Here is a 21,452-nt window from a genome sequence, read left to right as displayed (position 1 = left end):
TCGACTGTATCCATGTTCCAAGCATCGCACCTCGGCGGCGCGACTGCCACCTTGCCGACCCCGGCATACTGCGCCTGTTAGACTGTCCGGCTCCAACGGACCTGTCGAGAAGGCCGAACCCCTATATGACCACCGAGGAAATGCTGCGTGTGGGCCTCGGCCGCACGCTGTTCCGGATGACCTGGCCCATGCTCTTCGGCGTGCTGGCGCTGATGAGCTACCAGCTGGTGGACAGCGTGTTCATCAGTTACCTGGGCGTGGAGCCGCTGGCAGCGCTGGGCTTCACCCTGCCGGTGGCCCAGGTGATCATCGGGGTGCAGGTGGGGCTGGGGATCGCGACCACGGCGGTGATATCCCGGAGTCTGGGCGCGGCGCACCAGGAGCGCGCCCGGCAGCTCGGCGGGCTGGTGATCCTCGGTGGTGCCGGCATCATGGCGCTGCTGGCGGTGTTGCTCTGGCTGGTCCGGCATCCGCTGGTATTGCTGATGGGGGCGGATCCGGAGCTGCTGCCACTGATCGACGCCTACTGGGGGCCGTGGCTGCTGGCCACCTGGCTGGGGGCACAGCTTTATTTTGGCTACAGCGTCTGTCGCGCCCACGGTGATACACGTCTGCCCGGACTGCTGATGGTACTGAGCAGCCTCATCAATGTGGCCCTGGATCCGCTGTTCATCTTTGTCTTCGGTTGGGGGTTGCCGGGGGCAGCGTGGGCGACTGTGGTGGCCTTCGGGGTATCGCTGCTGATCGTGCACTGGGCGCTGCACCGTAAGGTCCGGCTGCGATTCCGGATGCGGGCGATGAATCCGCTGAGCGCGGCGAAGGAGCTGGGGGGCATTACCGGGCCGGCGACGGTCAGCCAATTGCTGCCGCCGGTCTCAGCCATGGCTGCCACGGCGCTGGTGGCCGGTTTCGGTTCCGCTGCGGTGGGGGCGTGGGCCATAGCCACCCGGCTGGAGTTCTTCTCCATTGTCGCGGTGCTGGCATTGACCATGGCGCTGCCGCCCATGGTGGGCCGGTTCCGCGGCGCCGGCGACCTGGACAGCATCCGCCGCGTGGTCGGTATCGCGGTGCGGTTTGTCCTGCTATGGCAGCTAGGCATCGCCGTGCTCTGGCTGCTGCTCTCCTTCTTCCTCCCGGGCCTGATCAGCCGTGATGCCGACGTGGCGGGGCTGCTCACGGATTACCTGCGGCTGGCACCCTGGAGCTATGCGGCGCTGGGGACCTGCATGCTGATGGTTTCGGTGTGTAACGCACTCGGCATGCCGTTGCGGGCACTCGTGATCGCGGTCCTGCGCCTGTTTGCCTGTTACCTGCCCGCACTCTGGCTGGGGGCGCAACTCGGCGGCATGATGGGTCTGTTCGTGGGCGTGCTGGTGGGTAATATCCTCGCAGGCGTCTCTGCCTGGCTGGCCTACCGTCAGGGCCTGGCGCGCCTGCAGGCCGAGGTGGCGGGGGCGGAAGAGGCCGCCCCCGCATAGGGCGTTACAGCAATACCTTCTCGACCCCGCCGGAGTTCGCCCGGTCGATGAAGTCCTTCTGCCAGCCCTCGCCCAGCAGGTGCTTGGCCAGCTCAATGACGATGTAGTCCGCGTCCACGTTGGTGTCGTCGCGGTAGCGGGACAACCCCTGCAGGCAGGCCGGGCAGGAGGTCAGCATCTTGACCTTGTCCTTTTCCGGCTTGGCATCGCTGCCGGTCAGCTCGCGGGTGCCGCCGACGATTTCCTCCTCCTTGCGGAAGCGGACCTGGGTGGCGATGTCCGGCCGGTCGATGGCGAAGGTGCCGGCCTCGCCGCAGCAGCGGTCGTTCAGCGGGACGTCCTTGCCCATCAGGGTGCTGGCCACCTTGGTGCTGTCGTAGGCCTTCATCGGCTCGTGGCAGGGGGAGTGGTACATGTACTGCACCCCGTCCACGCCCTCCAGCTTGTAGTCCTTCTCCATCAGGTACTCGTGGATGTCCAACAGGCGGCAACCGGGGAAGATCTGCTCGAACTCGTATTTCAGCAGCTGATCCATGCAGGTGCCGCAGGAGACCACCACGGTCTTGATATCCATGTAGTTCAGGGTGTTGGCTACCCGGTGGAACAGCACCCGGTTCTCGGTGGTGATCGCCTTGCCCTTGTCCACGTCGCCGCCTGCGGTCTGCGGGTAGCCACAGCAGAGGTACCCGGGCGGCAGCACCGTGCGGGCGCCCGCGTCGTAGAGCATGGCCAGGGTAGCCAGGCCGATCTGGCTGAACAGCCGTTCGGAGCCGCAACCGGGGAAGTAGAACACCGCATCGGAGTTCTCGTCCGCCTTTTGCGGGTCGCGGATGATCGGCACGTACTTGCTGTCCTCCACGCCGAGCAGGGCGCGGGCCGGCTTTCGGGGCACATCCGGCATCGGCTTGCGCATGAAGTGCACCACCTGTGCCGGGATGTCCTGCTTGCCGGTGGTCTTGGCCGGGCGGTCCTTCGGCGTGTTTTTGTTCCTTCCGCTCACGCCCAGCTTGCGCGCCACCGAGGTGGCCATCCGCTGGGCGCCGTAGCCCCACTTGATCATGCCTTCGCGCATGGCGTTGATGGTGCGCGGGTCCTTGGCGTTGAGGAATGCCATGGAGGCCATGCTGGTGGGCTTGAAGGTGCGCTGTCCCCGCTTCTTGAGGATGTGGCGCATCTTGATGGTCACATCGCCGAAGTCGATGTTCACCGGGCAGGGCTTCTCGCACCGGTGGCAGATGGTGCAGTGGTCGGCGATGTCGTTCGCCTCGGCGAAGTGTTCCAGCGAAATGCCGCGCCGGGTCTGCTCCTCGTACAGGAAGGCCTCGATCACCAGGCCGGTGGCCAGGATCTTGTTGCGGGGCGAGTAGTGCAGGTTGGCCCGCGGCACGTGGGTGGTGCAGACGGGCTTGCACTTGCCGCAGCGCAGGCAGTCCTTGATCTCGTCGTTGAGCTCGCCCAGCTCGCTCTGCTCCATGATCAGCGCTTCCTGCTGGACCAGGCGCAGGGATGGGGTGTAGGCCCGCTCCAGGTTGGTGCCCTTCATGAGCTTACCGCGGTTGAAGCGCTGTCGCGGGTCGACCCTTTGCTTGTACTCGGTGAAGCGCTCGATCTGCTCCTCGTCCAGGTACTGCATCTTCGTCAGGCCGATGCCGTGCTCGCCGGAGATGACCCCGTCGAGGCTGCGGGCCAGATCCATCACCTGGTCCACGATGCGCTCGGCCTCGTTCATCATCTCGTAGTCGTTGGAGTTGACCGGGATGTTGGTGTGCACGTTGCCGTCGCCGGCGTGCATGTGCAGCGCGACGAACAGCCGGCTGGTGAGCACCTGGTCGTGGATGGCGTCGATGCGCTCCACCACCGGCTCCATGCTGGCGCCGTGGAAGATCTCCTTTACCGGTTTCTCCACCTCGGCGCGCCAGGACACGCGCAGGCTGTGGCGCAGTATCAGCTGGACCAGCGGCTCATCGCCGCGGGCATCGGCCCGGGCCGCATCGTCCAGCAGGTCCATGTGCTGGCTGACCGGGTCATCCAGGTGCTCCAGTATGCCGGTCCAGCGGTCATGCACGGCCTGCACGTGCTCCCGGGCCAGCTTGACCTTGCCCGCCAGCATGGAATCCCCTTCGGCGCTCTCCTCGTAGTCGGGCAGGCGCTTGCGCTCGGGCATGTCGCCGTCCAGGTACTCCAGTGTGGCGGCGGTCATGGCCAGCTTGTTGCGAATGGACTGGACGATGTTGATCCGCTCGATGCCCTCGCTGTACTCCGCCAGCTTGTCCAGCGGAATGACCACGTCCTCGTTGATCTTGAAGGCGTTGGTGTGAGCGGCGATGGCGGCGGTGCGCGAGCGGTCCGCCCAGAAGGTGCGCCGGGCCTCGGGGCTGATGGCCACGTAACCTTCGGCATTGCGCGCATTGGCGATCCGGATCATGCGCGAGGCGGCATCGGCCACGGCCTGCTCGTCGTCGGAGACGATATCGCCGATCAATACCATCTTGGGCCGCTCGCGGCGGGTGCCCTTCGGGGTGTATTTGACCGCCCGGACGTAGCGCTCGTCCAGGTGTTCCAGGCCGGAGAGGAGCACCTGGTCATCCGCGTCCAGGTCGTCCTTGATCTCCACGATGGCCGGCACGGCCTCGCGCAGGTCCTTGCCGTAGAACTCCAGGCAGACCGTGCGGATGTGCTCGGGCATGCGGTGCAGCACGAACACCCCGGAGGTGATCAGGCCGTCGCAGCCCTCCTTCTGCACGCCAGGCAGGCCACCGAGGAACTTGTCGGTCACGTCCTTGCCCAGCCCCACGTGGCGGAACTTGCTGCCGGGGAATTCCAGCACCTCCGGCTCGCCGATCTGGGTCTTGTTGTCGGCGGCGTAGCGGGTGATCCGGAAGCGCACCGTCTCCTGGTCGTGGATCTTGCCCAGGTTGTGGTTCAGCCGCTCCACCTCCAGCCAGGTGGCATCCGGCGTCACCATGCGCCAGGAGACGAGGTTGTCCAGGGTGGTGCCCCAGAGCACGGCCTTCTTGCCGCCGGCGTTCATCGCGATGTTACCGCCGATGGTGGAGGCGTCCTGGGAGGTGGGGTCCACGGCGAAGACCAGGCCGTGTTTGCCGGCCAGGTCGGACACCCGGCGGGTGACCACGCCCGCCTCGGTGCGCACGGTGGGCACCTTGTCGCCGTCGCGATCCGGCAGCTCACGCCAAATGACGTCGCTGATGCCTTCCAGCTTCTCGGTGTTGATCACCGCCGAGTCCTCGCTCAGCGGGATGGCCCCGCCCGTGTAACCGGTGCCGCCGCCGCGCGGGATAACGGTGAGGTCCAGGTCGAAGCAGGCCTGCACCAGCCGCGCCATTTCCTCTTCGGTGTCGGGGCAGAGGACCACGAAGGGCAGTTCCACGCGCCAGTCGGTGGCGTCGGTGACGTGGGATACACGGGAGAGGCCGTCGAAGCAGATGTTGTCCCGCCGTGTGAGGCCGCGGAAGCGCTTCAGGGCGTCGGCCCGGCGCTGGCGCATGGTGGGGAACCAGTCCTCGAAGCGCTTGACCGCGGCGCGCGCCTCTTCGGCCAGTTTGAGTGCCTCCTGGTTGCCCTCGGCCCGCTGGACGATCTGGTCGAGCCGATGGTGCATGGCGTGGACCAGGTTGTCCAAGCGCTTGCGGTGCTTGAGCAGGTCATCCTGCAGATAGGGGTTGCGACACACCACCCAGAGATCCCCCAGCACTTCGAACAGCATCCGGGCGCTGATACCGGTGCGGCGCTCGCCACGCAGGCGGTTTAATCGCTCCCAGGCATCCTCGCCGAGAAAGCGGATCACGATCTCGCGATCGGAGTGGGACGTGTAGTTGTAGGGGATCTCGCGGATGCGGGTCATGCTCGTCATGGAGTGGTGGTCCGTGATCACTGCGAAAATGGCTGCTTATGATAACAGGCCTGAGCGGCTAGAAGCATAGTGATGGACTCAGGAAAGGGTGAAATGAGTCGCACAGGGATACGGTTGTCTCTAAGGGCATGGAGGGTAGGGCGGGACTGTTGACAGCCCCGGTCTGGATCTGGATAATGCGCCCCACTTGTCGAGAGGCAGGTTGCTAGTCCCCTTCGTCTAGAGGCCTAGGACACCGCCCTTTCACGGCGGCGACAGGGGTTCGAATCCCCTAGGGGACGCCAACACTGAAAAGCCCGGTTGCCGGCAGGCAGCCGGGCTTTTCTTTCATCTGTACCGGGAGTGTGGACAGGCGGGTTGGCGTTGCTCTGTTAGACTGCAGATTGTGTCTGCCAGCGACAGTGCGGAGCTTCACAGGGAATGAGCGAACAAGAGTTCAGGGCCTTCCTGCCTCCGGCCAGCCTCCACCGGCTAGGCCTTTTGGAACAACCCTTCGGGGACCGTCCCCACGGGCCAGCGATATTCGAGGATGCGGCCTACCGCACCCAGGTGAACGTCGCCCTCAACCTGCTGCAAACCGGCGAGCGGATGCTCCTCATCCGCGGCGAGCCCGGCCTGGGCAAGACCACCTTCATGCGCAAACTGCTGGACTCGGCCCAGCCCGGGCTCGACTTCGAGCCCTGCGTTGCCGACCCGGATCTGCTTTTCAGCGACATCTGGCTGGAGTACCTGGGCCGGCTCGATCCCAGCACCGACTACGGCGATCACATCCGCCATACCCAGCTGGTCAACCTCATCCAAGGGATGAACCGCCGGGGGCAACGGCCGGTACTGCTGATCGACGACGCCCACGACCTGGCGGACGACACCTCCGGCCAGTTGCTGGATTTCTGGCGTGAAATGGCCGAGGCCCGGGAGGCGTTCGGCCTGGTGGCGGCCGTGGACCCCGGGGTGGAAGGGAGCGAGGAGGGCTACCTGGCGGGTACCCGGCTGGACGCTTCCCGCACCTACAACATCACCCTCTACCCCTTCGACCTGGACCAGACAGAGCGTTACCTGCAGCACCGGTTGCAACTGGCGGGTGGTGAGAGCAGCCTGCTGACCCGCAAGGACGTGGAACGGATTTACGAACGCTCGGGTGGTCGCCCCGGGTTCATCAACCTGGCGGCCCGCGATGTGCTGCAGGAGAAGGCAGCGCGGGGGGGCAAGGGGTTCTCCCTGGCCCTGCCCGGCTTACCGGGTCTGCAGGCCCTCAAGGGTTTGCTGCCTGCAGGCCGGGCGCGGCACGCACTGGCCGGCGGTGTGGCCGTGGTTGTGGGTGGGCTGTTGGTGGTCAACCTGTTCCCCGGCTCTGGTGACGAGGATGCCGAGATCGTTGACGACGAACTGCAGCTGGAACTGCCGGCGTTGACGCAGGCGGAACCTGACGCCGACGAGCCTGAGTCCACGGACCATCTGCCCATGGGTATGACCCGCGACGAGCCCTCCGAGGAAGCCCCGGACGTGCCGGTGCCCGACGAAGCGGAAGCGGAGCCGGCGCCGGAACCGGAACCGGCACCTGAGCAGATACCGGACGTGGAGGCCGAGCCGGCACCCGAGCCGGAAGTGGAGCCCGCGCCTGAGCCCGAGCCCGAACCCGAGCCGGCGCCTGAGGACCCCGCCCCCGAGGAGGAGGTGTCCGAGCTAGAACCGGATGAGCCCGTCGATGCGGAGGCGGCCGAGCAGAGTCCTGTCCAGCAGTGGCTGGATGAGGCGCATACGTGGGTGCGCGAGCAGCCGGACGGTCATTACACCATTCAGGTGCTGGCCGCCGGCAGTCCCGACACGGTGCTGCAGTACATGCGGCAACATGACTTGGACGAGCAGGGCCACCTTGTACGAACCCAGCGGCAGGGTAATGACTGGTACCTGGTGCTGGTGGGAAGCCATGCCGATCGGGATGCCGCCCGGGATGCGATTGAGGACCTGCCCGACGCGGTCCGGGCAGCCGGGCCCTGGGTTCGCAGTATCGAATCCGTGGCCGAGTCCATGCCCTGAGCGGTGGCGGTGATCGTCCGTGGCGGTCATTAAGTCGCGGTCATTAAAAAGGCCCCGCACCGGCAACGGTGACGGGGCCCTTCTTTTACCGGCCGGCCGCGGCGGGCAGGCCGGTTCGCGTCACTCTAGTCGCTGTTCATCACGCCCAGGATGTTCAGCAGGCTGATGAACAGGTTATAGATGGCCACGAACAGCGTCACGGTGGCCATGATGTAGTTGGTCTCGCCACCGTGAATGATGTTGCTGGTCTCCCACAGGATCAGACCGGACATCAGGAGCACGAACATTACGCTGACCGCCAGCGAGAGCATGGGCATCTGGAAGAAGATGGCCGCCAGCCCCGCCAGGAACGCCACGATGATACCGGCGAACAGGAAGCCCCCCATGAAGCTGAAGTCCTTGCGCGAGGTGAGCGCGTAGGCCGACAGCGACAGGAAGATGGCCGCCGTGCCGCCAAAGGCCTGCATGACGATCTGACCGCCATTGGGCAAGGCCAGGTAGGCGCTGACGATCGGCCCCAGGGTAAAGCCCATGAACCCGGTGAGCGCGAACACCGCGGGCAGCGCCCAGATGCTGTTACGCAGGTAGCTCACCAGGAACAGCAGGCCGAAGTAACCCACCAGGGTGATGATCAGCCCGGGGTGGGGGACCTGCAGCACCATGGAGACGCCGGCCATGGCCGCGCTGAACAGCAGCGTCATGGACAGCAGCATGTAGGTGTTACGAATGACCTTGTTGGTGGCCAGCACCGACTCCGCCGGGCGGGCGGGTGCCGGGGCCTGGTAACGGTCTGTCATCGTCGTCCTTCCTCCTTGTTGCGTCACTTGCCGGCGCGGCAGCCCTGTTGCCTGCTCAACGCACGGTGGCAATCGCGGGGTTAACCCGATCCGGACACAGTCTAAACCAGGTCACGGCCAATGACATCAATGCGCGTTGCCCGTGCCCCGTGCGTGTGGATGGTGCGTTGCAGCGCGCAGTGCCGCCATTCCGGGAAGCTTGCGTCTGTCCGTCAAAATGAATAAGTTGGGCCCCGCCGCCGGCAGGGGTGGCGATTCCGCGTTGCAACACCAACAGAGGGTGCCGTCTTGAATATCGTCTGCCTGGATCTTGAAGGGGTGCTGGTGCCCGAAATCTGGATCGATTTCGCCGACCTCACCGGTATTGATGAACTGCGCGCGACCACCCGCGACGTGCCGGACTACGATGAGCTCATGCAGATGCGCCTTGCGGTGCTGGAAAAGCACAACCTCGGGCTGCCCGACATCGAACAGGTGATCGACCGCATGCAGCCTCTGGAGGGCGCCAGGGCCTTTCTGGACGGGCTGCGCGAGCGGTACCAGGTAGTCATCCTCTCCGACACCTTCTACGAGTTCGCCCGGCCGCTGATGCGGCAGCTGGGCTGGCCGACGCTCTTCTGCCACAAGCTGGGCGTGGAGCAGGACGGCCGTATCAGCAGCTACCATCTGCGCCTGCGCGACCACAAGCGCAAGGCGGTGGAGGCCTTCCGTGCGCTCAACTTCAACACGGTGGCCGCAGGCGATTCCTACAACGACACCACCATGCTGGGCGCGGCCCATGCGGGCATCCTGTTCCGGGCGCCGCAGAACGTGGTGGATGAATTCCCGCAGTTCCCCGTGGTGCACGGCTACACTGACCTGCGCGCCCGGGTGGACGAAGCCCTCGCCAGTATGGATGGATAACCCCATGGCCGAGCAGTCGCAAGGGCAGGACGCCCCGAAGACCGAGGACCAGGCCCGCACCCTGCGAGTTGCCATCGTGGCCGATACCCACGGCTTCCTCGACCCCCGTATCGGAGACGAGATCGCCGAGTGTGACCTGGCCGTGCACGCCGGGGATATCGGTGGCGCTGCCGTGCTCCTCGCCATGCAGCCGAAAGAGGAGCTGGTGGCGGTGAAGGGCAACGGCGATGTGCCGGAGACCTGGCCCTCCCACGAGGTTCACATGCTCGACACCTTGCCCGAGGAGGTGGTGCTGGACCTGCCCGGCGGGCAGCTGGCTGTTGTGCACGGGGAGCGCGCCGGCCGGCCAGAAGCGCGCCACCGGAACCTGCGGCGGGACTACCCCGATGTGCAGGCCATCGTCTACGGCCACAGCCACGAACTGGTGATCGACGACGCGGAAACGCCCTGGGTGTTGAACCCGGGAGCGGCCGGGCGGATCCGCACCAAGGCCGGCCCCTCCTGCCTGATCCTGGAATGCGGGGAGGCGGGCTGGAAGGTAGAGCCGTTGCAGCTGGAGCCGCGCAAGTACAAGGCGGTGTGACGTCGCCCGTGGCCCGCCCCGGACGGGGTCCGCCCCGGCGGGCTCCTACCGTGGCGGGTAGTGCCTTACAATGCGCCGCATGACTGCCAGAGCACGCCAGACCCGTAGTATTCCCGAGCCCCTGAAAGCCCTGCGCCCCCGGATCGACCAGGCCTTTGGTCCGGAGCGGCCCGGGCTGCGCAAGCGCCTCGCCGGCCTGGAGCGCCGGGCCCACGCCGGCAAGCCCTTCGACAAAGGGCTGGAGAAGCTCGAGCGCGATCTCGCCCTGGCCTGCCAGCGGGCGGAGGCGCGCGCCGTCAGCCTGCCCACGCCCACCTACGACCCCGACCTGCCCGTCAACCAGCGCCTGGATGACCTCCGCGAGGTGATCCGCGACAATCAGGTGGTGGTGATCTGCGGGGCCACCGGCTCCGGCAAGTCCACCCAGATCCCCAAGATCTGCGTGGAGCTGGGGCGTGGGGTGCACGGCTGGATCGGCCATACCCAGCCGCGGCGCCTGGCCGCCCGCACCCTGGCCCAGCGAATCAGCGACGAGTTGGGCACGCAACCGGGCGACGCCGTGGGCTACAAGGTGCGCTTCACCGATCGGGTAAGCGAACGTACTCACCTGAAGCTGCTCACCGACGGCATGCTGTTGGCTGAGATCCAGGGTGACCGCCATCTGGATGCCTACGACACCCTGATCATCGACGAGGCCCACGAGCGCAGCCTCAACATCGACTTCATCATGGGCTACCTGAAGCGGTTGCTGCCGCGGCGGCCCGACCTGAAGCTGATCATCACCTCAGCCACCATCGACCCCGAGCGCTTTTCGAAGCACTTCGACGACGCCCCCATCGTGGAGGTCAGCGGCCGCACCTATCCGGTGGAGGTCCGGTACCGCTCCATGGTGGACGACGAGGACGAGCGCGACGAAGACCTCCCCGGGGCGGTGGTGGATGCGGTGCAGGAGCTGGCCCGGGAGCCGGGGCAGGGGGATGTGCTGGTCTTCCTCTCCGGCGAGCGGGAGATCCGGGAATGCACCGAGGCGCTGCGCAAGAAACACCCGCCCCATACCGAGGTGCTGCCACTCTACGCCCGGCTCTCCGCCGCCGAGCAGCAGCGGGTGTTCAACCCCAAGGGGGGCGGGCGCCGGGTGGTGCTGGCCACCAACGTGGCGGAGACCTCCGTGACCGTACCGGGGATACGCTACGTGGTGGACTCCGGCTACGCGCGGATCAACCGCTACAGCTACCGGACCAAAGTCTCGCGCCTGCCGGTGGAGCCCATCAGCCGGGCGTCGGCCAATCAGCGGGCCGGCCGCTGCGGGCGGGAGGCGCCGGGTGTGGCCATCCGCTTGTACAGTGAGGAGGATTTCGCGGGGCGGCCGGAATTCACCGACCCGGAGATCCTGCGCACCAACCTGGCCGCGGTCATCTTGCAGATGAAGGCCCTGGGGCTCGGCGACATCCAGCGCTTCCCCTTCGTGGAACCGCCCGAGCACAAGTTTGTCAACGACGGCTTCAAGCTGCTGCACGAGTTGGGTGCGGTGGACAGCGGGCGGGAGCTCACCCCGCTGGGCCGCCAGCTGGCCCGCCTGCCGCTTGACCCACCGGTGGGCCGCATGCTGCTGGCGGCGCGCGACCAGGGGGTGCTGGACGAGGTGCTGGTCATTGCCGCTGCGCTCTCGGTGCAGGACCCCCGGGACCGGCCGCTGGACGCCCAGCAGGCGGCGGACAGCGCCCACGGCCAATGGCGGCACGAGAAGAGTGACTTTCTCTCCTTCCTGCTGCTCTGGCAGGCCTACCACCGGCAAAAACGAAAACTCAGCAACCGGCAACTGCGCCAGTGGTGCCGTGAGAACTTCCTGAGCCCCCACCGGATGCGGGAGTGGCTGGATATTCACCGCCAGATCCGCGAACTGGTGGCCGGGCTGGAGGGGGCCAGGGGCAAGCCGGGCGCGGACAAACCCCGGCCCCTCCAGGCACTGGACGATGCCCCGCTGCGCGAGCACCTGGATGCACAGTACCAGGCGATCCACGAGGCGCTGCTCACCGGGCTGATCAGCAACGTGGCCCACCACCAGGAGAACAAAGAGTACCTGGGCCCCCGCGGCGTGAAGCTGATGATCTTCCCCGGGTCGGGGCAGTTCAAGCGCAACCCGAAATGGATCGTGGCCGCCGAGTTCGTGGAGACCAGCCGCCTGTTTGCCCGGACGGTGGCCGAGGTCAAGCCGGACTGGATCGAGCGTATCGGCAGCCACCTGATCAGCCGCAGCTACTCCGAGCCCCACTGGGAGAAGAAACCGGCCCAGGTGGGTGCCTTCGAGAAGGTCACCCTCTACGGTCTGGTTCTGGCCAGCCAGCGTCGGGTGAACTACGGGCCCATCGATCCGCCGACCGCACGCGAGATCTTCATTCGGGAGGCACTGGTCCAGGGGGAGTACCGCACCCGCGCCCCGTTCTGGGCGCATAACCGCCGGTTGATCGAGGAGATCGAGCGGCTGGAGGCCAAGGCGCGCCGCCGCGATGTGCTGGTGGACGAGGAGGCGCGCTTTCGCTTCTACGAGCAGCGGATACCGGAAGGGATCTACAGCGGCGCCGCCTTTGAACGCTGGCTCAAGAAGATCGCCCGGGAGGACCCGAAACGGCTGCACATGAGTCGCGAGGCGCTGATGCGCGACGATGCCGACGTGGTGTCCGGTGAGGCCTATCCCGACCGGCTGCGCTTGCCCGGCGGGTTGGAGTTGCCGCTGGAGTACCACCTGGAGCCGGGCAGCGAACTGGACGGCGTGGTGGCCCGGGTGCCCGTGGCAGCGCTCAATCAGCTGCGCCCGGAGCCCTTTGAGTGGCTGGTCCCGGGGCTGCTGCAGGAGAAGGTGGTGGCGCTGATCCGTGCGCTGCCCAAGGCGGTCCGGCGTAACTTCGTGCCCGCACCGGACTACGCCCGGGCCGTGCTCGAGGCGATCCCCCACGGTGAGGGCTCCTTGACGGATGCCGTGGCCCGCCACCTGAAGCGCATCACCGGTGTGGACATCCCGCCCGGTGCGCTGGACGCGGTGGAACTGCCGGTGCACCTGCGGATGCACTACCGGGTGCTGGACGAACAAGGCAAGACCCTGCGCACCGGGTCCGACCTGGCCAGGCTGCAGGCGGGGCTGGGCGACGAGGCCAGTCAGCGCTTCGCCGAGACAGGCGGTGGCACGGAGGCGTGGTCGAGAGACGGCATAAAGACGTGGGATTTCGGCGACCTGCCCGAAACTGTTGAGATTGAACGTAATGGCCTCACCATTCGCGGTTATCCTGCCCTGATCGAGCAGGAGGACAGCGTGCGGCTGACCTTGTCGGATAGCCCGGACGAGGCCGAGCGGCAGAACCGAGCCGGTATCCGCCGTCTGTTCATGCTGGCGCTGCCGCAGCAGGTGCGGTACCTGCGCCGCGGGCTGCCGGGCCTGGACAGGCTGCGGCTCGCCTACCGCGGCTTGGGGTCGGACGAGGACCTCAAGCGGGAGCTGGTTCACGCAGCCATCGACCGGACCTTCCTCGGGGAAGCACTGCCGCGTACCGAGGCGGCATTCCGGGAGCGCCTGGAGCGGGGCCGGCCGCAACTGGTGGAGAACGCCCAGCGGCTGGTGGACGGGCTGGACGAGGTGCTGGGCCGCTACCAGGCGGTCCGCAAGGCGCTCAAGCAATTCAACGCGTTGGCCCTGATGGACAGCCTGAAGGACCTGCAGGAGCACCTGGACAGCCTGGTATATCCCGGTTTCCTGCGGGAGACACCACCGGAGTATCTGGCGGAGTTGCCCCGCTACCTGCGCGCCCTGGAGCGGCGGGTTGAAAAACTGCGTCAGGACCCGGGTAAGGACCGGACGCCCTTGCGCAGTGTGCGGCCATGGTGGGAGAAGTGGCGGGAGCGCCGCGAGCGTCGCGAGGCGCAGGGCAAGCCGGATCCCGCCCTGGAGCGCTTCCGCTGGCTGCTGGAGGAGTACCGGGTGTCGCTGTTCGCGCAGGACGTGGGGGCGAAGGAGAAGGTTTCGGAGAAGCGGCTCAAGGCGGCCTGGAAGGAGGTGGCCTGAGGCCGCGCCGGGTGAGGCTGGCGTGGCCCCGGCGCCCGGTCAGTGGGCCACCAGGCGGTCTCGCCCCTTCTGCTTGGCCTGGTACAGACGCCGGTCGGCCAGTTGCAGCAGGTTCTCCACGTTGCGTTGATCCTGCGGCAGCTCGGAGATGTCCGCCAGGCCGGCGCTGGCCGTCAGTGGCATCACGGTACCGTCATGGCTGAAGCTGAACTCGCGGGTGGCCTCGAGCACCCGGCTGGTGATGGCCCGGGCCTGCTCCATCTCCGTCTCCACCAGCACCACCACGAACTCCTCGCCGCCATACCGGGCCACAATGTCGAATACCCGGTGGTTCTCCCGCAGGATGCCGGCAAAATCCTGAAGGGCGCGATCGCCGGCCAGATGGCCGTGCTCGTCGTTCAACTGCTTGAAGTGGTCCAGGTCCAGCAGGCTCAGGCAGAAGTTGCGACCGGTCCGCTCGTACTCCTCGATCAGCGCCACGAGCCTTGCCCGCAGGAAGCGGCGGTTGAACAGCCCGGTCAACGGATCGGTGACGGAGAGGCCGCGCAACTCCTCCTCCAACGCCTTTCGTGCCAGGGCTGCGGCGAGCAGGTTGCCCAATACCACGAGCAGGTCCCCCTGGTCCCGGCGCCAGTCCCGCGGCGCCAGTGAGTCAAACCCGAGGAAGCCGATGACCCGGTCCGGGGTGGCCACCGGGACGCAGTACAGTGTGCGCACCCGTTGGTCACGTAACAGGGCCTGCTCGGCGGCGGCTTCCGGCGGTAGCGCGTCCACATCCTCGATGAAGACCACATCGTGGCGATTGCGCAGGGCCTCCATGCGCTGTCGCCACCAGGGGTAGCCGTCGAGCGACACCGCCTGGCTCTTCTGAATCATCGAGTCGACCCCGGGGGCGCACCATTCGTGGGTGTTGCACAGGGTGGTCCCATCATCCGAGAACATGTAGAAGTAGGTGCGGTCCACCCCGAAAAACCGCCCGGCCCGGGCCAGCATGTCGTTGATCACCGAGTCAATATCCTCGGCGTAGCTGCGCACGAAGCGAGTGGACAGGTCGGCGACCAATTCGGTGAAGCGCAATTGATAGAGCAGCTCGCCCTCCATGGACTTGCGATCCGTGACATCGCGGGCAATGCCCACGTAGGCCTCCACCCCGCCGTTGTCGCCATACAGCGGGGAGGCGTTGGAGGTGTGCCAGCGCCACGTCCCATTGGCGTGTTTGACCCGGTATTCAATCCCGCTCTGCTTCTTGCCCGTGAGATAAAGGCGTTCCAGGAATTCCATGCAGGCCGGCAGGTCGTCCGGGTGGACGAATTCGGCGATATTGCGTCCGGTGACGGTTTCCGCCTCGTGCCCGAGGAGTTCCGGCCAGTTGGGCGAGACGTAGGTGAGGACGCCTTCGGGTGAGACGGTGTAGATGATGTCGTTGACGTTCTCCACCAGCTGGCGGTATTTCGCCTCGCTGTGGCGGAGTGCCTGCTCGAGTTCGTAGCGCCGGTTGATATCGAAGAGGGTGCCGATAATCGCCGGGTGCCCATGGTGCTGCACCCGCCCCGCGCTCAATTCCACCCAACGGGGGCTGCCGTCCTGGCGGATGATCCGGATGGCATACCGCGCCGGCACCCGGTCCCCGCGCAGGCGAGCCGCCGCGCGGGCCTCCACGGTCGCTCGGTCTTGCGGGTGGACCAGCGCCCGCCAGTCCATGCCGATGAGGGTATCCTCGTTGCGCCCGAGGATCTCACAGAGCGCCGGGTTGACGGCCACCAGCTCGTGCAGCCGGGCGATGAAGATACCGGCGGCGGTGTTATGGGAGAGGGTGCGGAAAAGTTCGCGCTCGTCGTAAAGCTGCCGGGTGCGGCTTTGTACCTCGTCGGCTAACCGGTGCCGTTGTCGCAGTTGCAGGATCAGGGCCAGAACGGCTGCCATCAGCGTGGCAGGGATCAGGACAATAAAGAGCCAGTTTGGCAGCACGGCGATCTATGGCCTCCGGCTTCTCCCCGGGAGGGAAGCAACAGCGCACGTGCCTGCCATTCTAGGCGGGAAAACCCCACGCGCAAGCTTAAAATCAGTCGTGGGGGTCCCAGCTGAAGGCGTACGTCCCCCGGCCTGCGGCCTTGGCCCGGTACATGGCGTGGTCCGCGGTCTGAACCAGGCGGCCGGCGTGCACACCGTCTTGGGGGCATAGGGCGATGCCGACGCTGGCGCTCAGGTGCAGGGTTGTGTCGTCGAGCTGGAAGGGCGCCTCCAGCGCCTTGATCAGCTTTTCCGCCACATGGGCGGCGGCGTCGGCGCAGGTGATATTCTCCAGCACCAGCACGAACTCATCCCCGCCGATACGGGCCAGCAGGTCCCCGGCCCGGACCGAGGCATTCAGGCGGACGGCCACCTCGCGAAGCAACAGGTCACCGGTGGTATGGCCCAGGGTGTCGTTGACGACCTTGAAGCCGTCCAGGTCGAGGAACAGCACCGCTACCTTCGCGTTCCGCCGACTTGCCCGGGAGAGCGCCTTGCGCAGCTGGCGCTGCAGTTCGGACCGGTTGGGGAGTTCCGTCAGCGGGTCGAAGTGCGCCAGGTGATCCAGTCGGGAGAGGGTCTCGCGCCACTCGGTGATGTCCCTCAGCATGGCCAGGCGTGCCTGCTTTTTGCCCCACGGGATGCGGGAGGTCAGCATCTCGGCCACCACCAGGTCACCTTCGGGGCGGATGATGTCCACTTCGTTGCGTTCGCCCCCGGTGGGCAGCCCGAGTGGGCGGCCCAGGAGTTTTTCCACGCGGCGCCCGAAGAGCTTTGCCGCCGCGGGGTTCGCATAACGGACCAGGCCCTGGTCATCGGTCACCACGATGGCATCGCTGGAGTGGCGAACGATGATCTCGAACAGCTGGTCCTCCTCGGGGCCGTCCCCATTTCCGGAATGCCGAAAGGCGGCCAGCCGGCGGTTGCACACCGGGTGCGGGCGGTGGGGGCTCGGGGTGTTGTTCTTTTGCGATACGTTTTGCATGGTTTTCTTGATGGCGGGTGTCAGGATTTCGGACATCGTGCGCAAAAAGCTTTCCGAAGCGTAGCAAATACGCGCCGGACCTGATGCCTATTGCGGCTCAGTCCCGCCCTTTGGCGAGGATGGGCAGCAGCTCCAAGTCCTCCAGGACCTGCTCGTGATCGGCCAGGTCGCCGACGATACGCCTGACCGGGTGGGGTAACTCGCGTATCAGCGTGGGCGTGGCGAACACCTGCTCGCGGGCTGCCGCCTGGGGGTCGAGCAGGATATCCACGATCTCGAGTTCGTAACGGCCACCGAGCTCCTCGGCGCAGATCTGCTCCAGGTTTTCGAGGGCGCACCGGGACCGGTCGGTGTGATCGGAGATGAACAGCCGGAGGAGATAACGTTCGGTCATGGCGGTGCCCCCGTTTCGAGTGGGAATGCGCACGGCATTCCACAATTTGTCTACTAGTATACGGTGTCCGGATCACGGGCCCAAGCGGATGCAAAGCGGCGAAGGGTCGCGGTAGGCTAGGCGGGTGTTGCGGATAGCCACGATGCGATAACGAAACCGAAGGAGGCTGATATGGGTTTTGCACTATCCGATCTGAACCTGACCACCACTGCGTTTACCGACGGCGGCGCGATTCCTGCCCGCTATACCGGTGAGGGCGAGGACGTCTCGCCGGCGCTGGATTGGAGCCAGGCGCCCGAGGGCACCAAGGCCTTTGCGGTGATCTGCCACGACCCGGATGCGCCGCTGGTCAGCCCGGGTGGCACCTACGGCTTCGTGCACTGGGTGCTGTACAACATCCCGGGAGACGTCAACCAGTTGGAGGAGGGCACCCAGGCGTACACGCCAGGCAAGAACGATTTTGGCAACGTCGGTTATGGTGGCCCCATGCCGCCGGACGGCCACGGCGTGCACCGCTACTATTTTTGGGTGCTGGCCCTGGATACCGATGAGCAGTTGCCCTCCGGCCTGAGCCTCTGGCAGATGCTGGAGCGGCTGGAGCCGAACATCATCGGGATGAACCGGCTGGTCGGTACCTACCAGCGCGACTGATGGGACGGCGCGGGCTGGCACGGCCGGCGAGTGCCGGTTGTGCCAGCCTCCGCTCTGGTCTCCTTCAAACAGGGGTCAGATGCCCGCCAGCGCCTGCTCCAGGTCGGCGATCAGGTCCTTTGCGTTTTCGATGCCGGCCGAATAGCGGATCAGACTCTCCGGGATGCCCGCCGCCCGGCGCTCCTCGGCAGTCAGTTCCACGTGGCTGGTGACCCGAGGTGGGCCCACGAGGGTGGAGACCGAGCCCAGGCTGGCGGCCTTGTGGGCCAGACGCATCCGCGGCAGCAGCCGCTTGACCTGCTCGAAGTCGCCTTTCAGTGAGAAGCTGAGCATGCCGCCGTAGCCGTCCATCTGCGCCTTGGCGATGGTGTGGTTGTGGTGGTCCGGGAGCCCCGGGTAGAAAACGGCCTCCACCTTGTCGTGTTCATGCAGGTATTCGGCCACACGCTGGGCGTTCTCGTTGTGGCGCTGGATGCGCAATTCCAGGGTCTTCAACCCGCGCAGGATCATGTAGGCGCTGTTGGCGTGGAGGGTGGCGCCGTTGATCTCCCGGTAGTGGAAGACCCGGTCGACGATATCCTTCGGGCCACAGAGGATGCCCCCCATGGCGTCAGAGTGGCCGTTCAGGTACTTGGTCGCGCTGTAGAGGACCAGGTCAGCCCCCAGGTCCAGCGGCCGCTGATTCACCGGCGTGGCAAAGGTGTTGTCCACTACTACCAGCGCGTGGTGTTCGTGGGCCACCCGGGACAACCGTGCGATGTCCACCACCTTCAAGGTGGGGTTCGTGGGGGTCTCCAGGTAGAGCAGCTTGCAGCCCTTGCGGATCTCGGCCTCGATTGCGTCGAAATCCAGCGTATCGCACAGGGCCACGTCCACCCCGGCCCGGGGCAGGAACTCGGTAAAGATCTTGTTGGTGCCGCCGTAGGTGTCCTTGATACCCACCACCCGGTCGCCCGGGGCCAGGAGGGTAAAGAGCGTGTTGCTGATGGCGGCCATGCCGGTTGAGAAACTGACGGCCTCACCCGCGCCCTCCAGTGCGCGCATGGTCAGTTCCAGCGGACGCACGGTCGGGTTCTTGTTGCGCGAGTAGATGTAGCCGGGCCGTTGATCCAGGGCGACGTCGAACCACTCGTCCACATCCTCGTAGGAGAAGGTGACACTGTGGTGGACCGGTGTGGCCACATCCTTGCGGTGCAGGTCTTTCGGTTCGCCGGCCCAGATGGCCCGGGTGCTGAAATGGCGGTTGCTGTCCGTCATGGCTGCGCCTCCCCCTGCTGGTTTTTGTGATCTCGATAACGGGCAGGGTAGCCCGCCGGCACAGGGCTGATAAAGCACCCGCTACCCGGTCCCTGGCTGTCGGCCATCAAATGCGTTGATCCGCAGCAGCGATCGGTTTCCCCGGGGCGGGGCGTATCCAGTCGATGGGCGGGGAGAGAATGCTTAACGGGCCTCCATCGGGCTGTCGTTCGGGCGCGCGGGGACCCTGCGTGTCTGCCGGTCAGTAACCCGTTGCCTCGCGCTCCCGCGGCCAGCTGCCTAGGAGGTTTACGGCGTCACGGCCGTTTATGGGACGGCTGAAATAGTAGCCCTGCATATAGCCGCATTTCAGGCGCCGCAAATAGTTGAGCTGACGTTCGGTTTCGACCCCTTCCGCCACCACCCGCAGGTCCAGCCCCTGGGCCATGGCGATGATGGTTTCCACCAATGTGCCCTCGTCCTGGCCCTCTCGGATGGCCTGAATAAAGGACTGGTCGATCTTGAGGGTATGAATCGGCAGGCGCTGCAGGTAACTGAGCGATGAGTAACCGGTGCCGAAATCGTCGATGGCCACGGTGACGCCCAGCCGGCTGAGGGTGCGCAGTTTCTCCACTACCGAATCCACGTCGCGCATCAGCAGGTTTTCGGTGATCTCGAGATCCAGTCGCGAGAGCGGAAACCCCGTGTTCCCGCAGATTTCGCCTACTCGCTGCACGAAATCACGCTGGTTGAGTTGCAACGGCGACAGGTTGACCGCCAAACGCAGGTGCTCGGCGCCGGGCCAGCGCAGCATCTCTTCGCAGGCGGTGTGGAGCAGCCAGTCCCCGATGGGGATGATCAGGCCCGTCTGCTCGGCCACCGGGATGAATTCGCCGGGGCTGATCTCGCCGGCCTCCGGGTGTTGCCAGCGGATCAGGGCCTCCATGGCGGTGATCGCCCCGGTCTCCACGTCCACCTGGGGCTGATACACCACCCGGAATTCCTGGTTGTCCAGTGCCTGGCGCAGGCCGGTCTCGATGTTCAGGTGGCGATCGATGCGGTTGCTCATGGCCGCATCGAAGAAGCTGTAATGGCCCTTGTGCTCGTCCTTGACGTGGTACATCGCCACGTCCGCGTGCTTGATCAGCACCTCCTGGGTTTCGCCGTGCTCCGGGTAGACCGCGATGCCGATGCTCACACCCAGAAATAGCCGGTGGTCGTGGACAAGGAAGGGGGCCTCCAGGGCGCCGATGCATTTCTCTGCCACCCGCTCGGCGGCCCGCCGGTCGGGAATGGCTGGCAGCAACAGCGTGAATTCGTCGCCGCCCAGGCGCGCCAGGGTGTCACCTTCGCGCAGGCAGCCGCGCAGCCGGTGCGCAACCCGTTGCAGCAATTCATCGCCCACCGAGTGGCCGAGGCTGTCGTTGACCACCTTGAAGCGGTCCAGGTCCAGGAACAGCACCGCCACCTCGCTGTTGTCGCGACGCGCCTGCGCCAGGGCCTGGCCCAGACGGTCCTTCAGCAGTGCGCGGTTGGGCAGGCCGGTAAGCAGGTCGTGGTGGGCCTGATAGTGGACGATGGACTCCGCCTGCTTGCGTTCGGTGACGTCGCGGGCGATCCCGTAGGTACCCAGGTACTGACCGGGTTGGTCGCTGTCGGTGTCGGCGTAGATGCCCATGGCCGTGAGGTCCACGGTGCGCACCGGGTTGCGGGCTCCGCCCGGCTGCGCGCAAAGGCGCAGTTCCAGGTTGTGGGTGGCGCGATGGCCAGTGCGGCGTTCGTTGAAACGGAATTCCGCCACCTCGCGATCTTCGGCGAGCACCACCCTCTGGAAATGCTCGCCAACTAGGGCCTCGGGCCCGATGCCCAGAAGCTTTTCGGTGCTCCGGCTTGCGAACGTGAAGCGCCCCTGGGCATCGAGCACGTAGATAAAATCGGGGGAGTTCTCAACAATGAAGCGGTAAAGCCGTTCCGAGCGCTTCAGCCGGTGACGGATCTGTTCGTTCTGCCGATGCAGGCGCCGCCGTTCCAGGGTGTTCTCCAGGGTGGCGAGCAGGGCCTCCGGGGCATAGGGCTTGCGAATGAATTCACTGGCGCCGCGACGCAGCGCCTCTATCGGCGCCTTGCAGGTGGGGTCGGCGGTGAGCGCGATGACGTCCACGGCGCCGTGATGTTCGCGCAGCCACTCCATCAAACCCAGGCTGGTCTCGTCCCCGCCCTGCATCTCCACCAGCGCCAGGCCGTAGTCGGTATCCGCCAGCAGCGCCCGGGCCTCGTCCGGTGTCTCGGCCGTGTCGAGCGGGATACCCCGGGCGCTCGCGAGCAAGTCCAGGCTTTCCAGCAGGCGCGGATGGCGGTCTACTGCCAGGATACGTTCGCTCCGCTCGTAGGCCGGTGGCTGTAAGGGGTCGTCCTCGTTGGGCGTCGGCGGTATGGCTTTCATGGCGTTTTAT

13 protein-coding genes and 1 tRNA gene are annotated in these 21,452 nt (G+C 66.1%); 7 read left to right on the top strand and 7 right to left on the bottom strand.

Translation table 11 applies throughout. From position 1 onward, the window contains the following. Window positions 1-125 precede the first annotated feature (125 nt). On the top strand, window positions 126-1,478 hold the full coding sequence (locus DFR31_RS02325) for an MATE family efflux transporter (protein ID WP_121441045.1): 1,353 nt from the start codon (window positions 126-128) through the stop codon (window positions 1,476-1,478). Between the two features lie 4 nt (window positions 1,479-1,482). Here the strand turns inward: DFR31_RS02325 and DFR31_RS02320 are convergent, their stop codons facing one another. Next, entirely contained in the window at window positions 1,483-5,349 is a 3,867-nt protein-coding gene (locus tag DFR31_RS02320) for a DUF3683 domain-containing protein (RefSeq protein WP_121442135.1), read from the bottom strand. Between the two features lie 208 nt (window positions 5,350-5,557). Here DFR31_RS02320 and DFR31_RS02315 point away from each other — a divergent pair. Beyond that, window positions 5,558-5,633: transfer RNA gene (locus DFR31_RS02315), tRNA-Glu, on the top strand. 136 nt (window positions 5,634-5,769) lie between these two features. Next, entirely contained in the window at window positions 5,770-7,386 is a 1,617-nt protein-coding gene (locus DFR31_RS02310; protein WP_121441044.1) for an SPOR domain-containing protein, read from the top strand. Window positions 7,387-7,511: 125 nt separating this feature from the next. Here DFR31_RS02310 and DFR31_RS02305 read toward each other — a convergent pair whose 3' ends face one another. Further along, window positions 7,512-8,183, bottom strand: coding sequence for a Bax inhibitor-1/YccA family protein (locus DFR31_RS02305; RefSeq protein ID WP_121441043.1), 672 nt, complete (start codon window positions 8,181-8,183; stop codon window positions 7,512-7,514). A 288-nt stretch (window positions 8,184-8,471) separates the two neighbouring features. On the opposite strand from DFR31_RS02305, the gene thrH reads away from it, so the two are divergent. From thrH to hrpA, 3 genes are all read left to right on the top strand, one after another. Continuing rightward, complete coding sequence (thrH, locus tag DFR31_RS02300) at window positions 8,472-9,086, top strand: bifunctional phosphoserine phosphatase/homoserine phosphotransferase ThrH (RefSeq protein ID WP_121441042.1); 615 nt, start codon at window positions 8,472-8,474, stop codon at window positions 9,084-9,086. A 4-nt stretch (window positions 9,087-9,090) separates the two neighbouring features. Further along, complete coding sequence (locus DFR31_RS02295) at window positions 9,091-9,669, top strand: metallophosphoesterase family protein (protein WP_121441041.1); 579 nt, start codon at window positions 9,091-9,093, stop codon at window positions 9,667-9,669. 79 nt (window positions 9,670-9,748) lie between these two features. Next, window positions 9,749-13,723 (top strand): ATP-dependent RNA helicase HrpA, encoded by a 3,975-nt coding sequence (gene hrpA, locus DFR31_RS02290; RefSeq protein ID WP_121442134.1) that lies wholly within the window; start codon window positions 9,749-9,751, stop codon window positions 13,721-13,723. 39 nt (window positions 13,724-13,762) lie between these two features. Here the strand turns inward: hrpA and DFR31_RS02285 are convergent, their stop codons facing one another. The 3 genes from DFR31_RS02285 to DFR31_RS02275 form a co-directional block, all read right to left on the bottom strand. Next, window positions 13,763-15,691: a sensor domain-containing diguanylate cyclase gene (locus DFR31_RS02285; protein WP_121441040.1), complete on the bottom strand. Its 1,929-nt coding sequence runs from the start codon at window positions 15,689-15,691 to the stop codon at window positions 13,763-13,765. 94 nt (window positions 15,692-15,785) lie between these two features. After that, window positions 15,786-16,718: a sensor domain-containing diguanylate cyclase gene (locus tag DFR31_RS02280; RefSeq protein WP_170153574.1), complete on the bottom strand. Its 933-nt coding sequence runs from the start codon at window positions 16,716-16,718 to the stop codon at window positions 15,786-15,788. A gap of 97 nt (window positions 16,719-16,815) precedes the next feature. Beyond that, on the bottom strand, window positions 16,816-17,112 hold the full coding sequence (locus DFR31_RS02275) for a circadian clock KaiB family protein (protein WP_121441038.1): 297 nt from the start codon (window positions 17,110-17,112) through the stop codon (window positions 16,816-16,818). Window positions 17,113-17,283: 171 nt separating this feature from the next. On the opposite strand from DFR31_RS02275, the gene DFR31_RS02270 reads away from it, so the two are divergent. Further along, window positions 17,284-17,763 carry a YbhB/YbcL family Raf kinase inhibitor-like protein gene (locus DFR31_RS02270; protein WP_121441037.1) on the top strand — a complete coding sequence of 160 codons (480 nt, stop codon included), beginning with the start codon at window positions 17,284-17,286 and terminating at the stop codon, window positions 17,761-17,763. 75 nt (window positions 17,764-17,838) lie between these two features. Here DFR31_RS02270 and DFR31_RS02265 read toward each other — a convergent pair whose 3' ends face one another. Both DFR31_RS02265 and DFR31_RS02260 read right to left on the bottom strand, forming a co-directional pair. After that, complete coding sequence (locus tag DFR31_RS02265) at window positions 17,839-19,020, bottom strand: cystathionine gamma-synthase family protein (protein ID WP_121441036.1); 1,182 nt, start codon at window positions 19,018-19,020, stop codon at window positions 17,839-17,841. Window positions 19,021-19,261: 241 nt separating this feature from the next. Then, window positions 19,262-21,442 carry a putative bifunctional diguanylate cyclase/phosphodiesterase gene (locus tag DFR31_RS02260; protein WP_121441035.1) on the bottom strand — a complete coding sequence of 727 codons (2,181 nt, stop codon included), beginning with the start codon at window positions 21,440-21,442 and terminating at the stop codon, window positions 19,262-19,264. Window positions 21,443-21,452 lie beyond the last annotated feature (10 nt).

Origin of the sequence: Alkalispirillum mobile (assembly GCF_003664325.1) — a bacterium.
Lineage (GTDB): Bacteria > Pseudomonadota > Gammaproteobacteria > Nitrococcales > Halorhodospiraceae > Alkalilimnicola > Alkalilimnicola mobilis.
The sequence above is the reverse complement of the archived record's forward strand: the minus strand, read 5'-3'. Positions and strand labels throughout refer to the sequence as shown.

Excerpts from the sequence above, each read along its gene's own strand:
- DFR31_RS02325 (WP_121441045.1), top strand. The coding sequence starts at position 126 with ATGACCACCGAGGAAATGCTGCGTGTGGGCCTCGGCCGCACGCTGTTC.
- DFR31_RS02320 (WP_121442135.1), bottom strand. The coding sequence starts at position 5,349 with ATGACGAGCATGACCCGCATCCGCGAGATCCCCTACAACTACACGTCC.
- DFR31_RS02310 (WP_121441044.1), top strand. The coding sequence starts at position 5,770 with ATGAGCGAACAAGAGTTCAGGGCCTTCCTGCCTCCGGCCAGCCTCCAC.
- DFR31_RS02305 (WP_121441043.1), bottom strand. The coding sequence starts at position 8,183 with ATGACAGACCGTTACCAGGCCCCGGCACCCGCCCGCCCGGCGGAGTCG.
- DFR31_RS02295 (WP_121441041.1), top strand. The coding sequence starts at position 9,091 with ATGGCCGAGCAGTCGCAAGGGCAGGACGCCCCGAAGACCGAGGACCAG.
- hrpA (WP_121442134.1), top strand. The coding sequence starts at position 9,749 with ATGACTGCCAGAGCACGCCAGACCCGTAGTATTCCCGAGCCCCTGAAA.
- DFR31_RS02280 (WP_170153574.1), bottom strand. The coding sequence starts at position 16,718 with ATGCAAAACGTATCGCAAAAGAACAACACCCCGAGCCCCCACCGCCCG.
- DFR31_RS02275 (WP_121441038.1), bottom strand. The coding sequence starts at position 17,112 with ATGACCGAACGTTATCTCCTCCGGCTGTTCATCTCCGATCACACCGAC.
- DFR31_RS02270 (WP_121441037.1), top strand. The coding sequence starts at position 17,284 with ATGGGTTTTGCACTATCCGATCTGAACCTGACCACCACTGCGTTTACC.
- DFR31_RS02265 (WP_121441036.1), bottom strand. The coding sequence starts at position 19,020 with ATGACGGACAGCAACCGCCATTTCAGCACCCGGGCCATCTGGGCCGGC.
- DFR31_RS02260 (WP_121441035.1), bottom strand. The coding sequence starts at position 21,442 with ATGAAAGCCATACCGCCGACGCCCAACGAGGACGACCCCTTACAGCCA.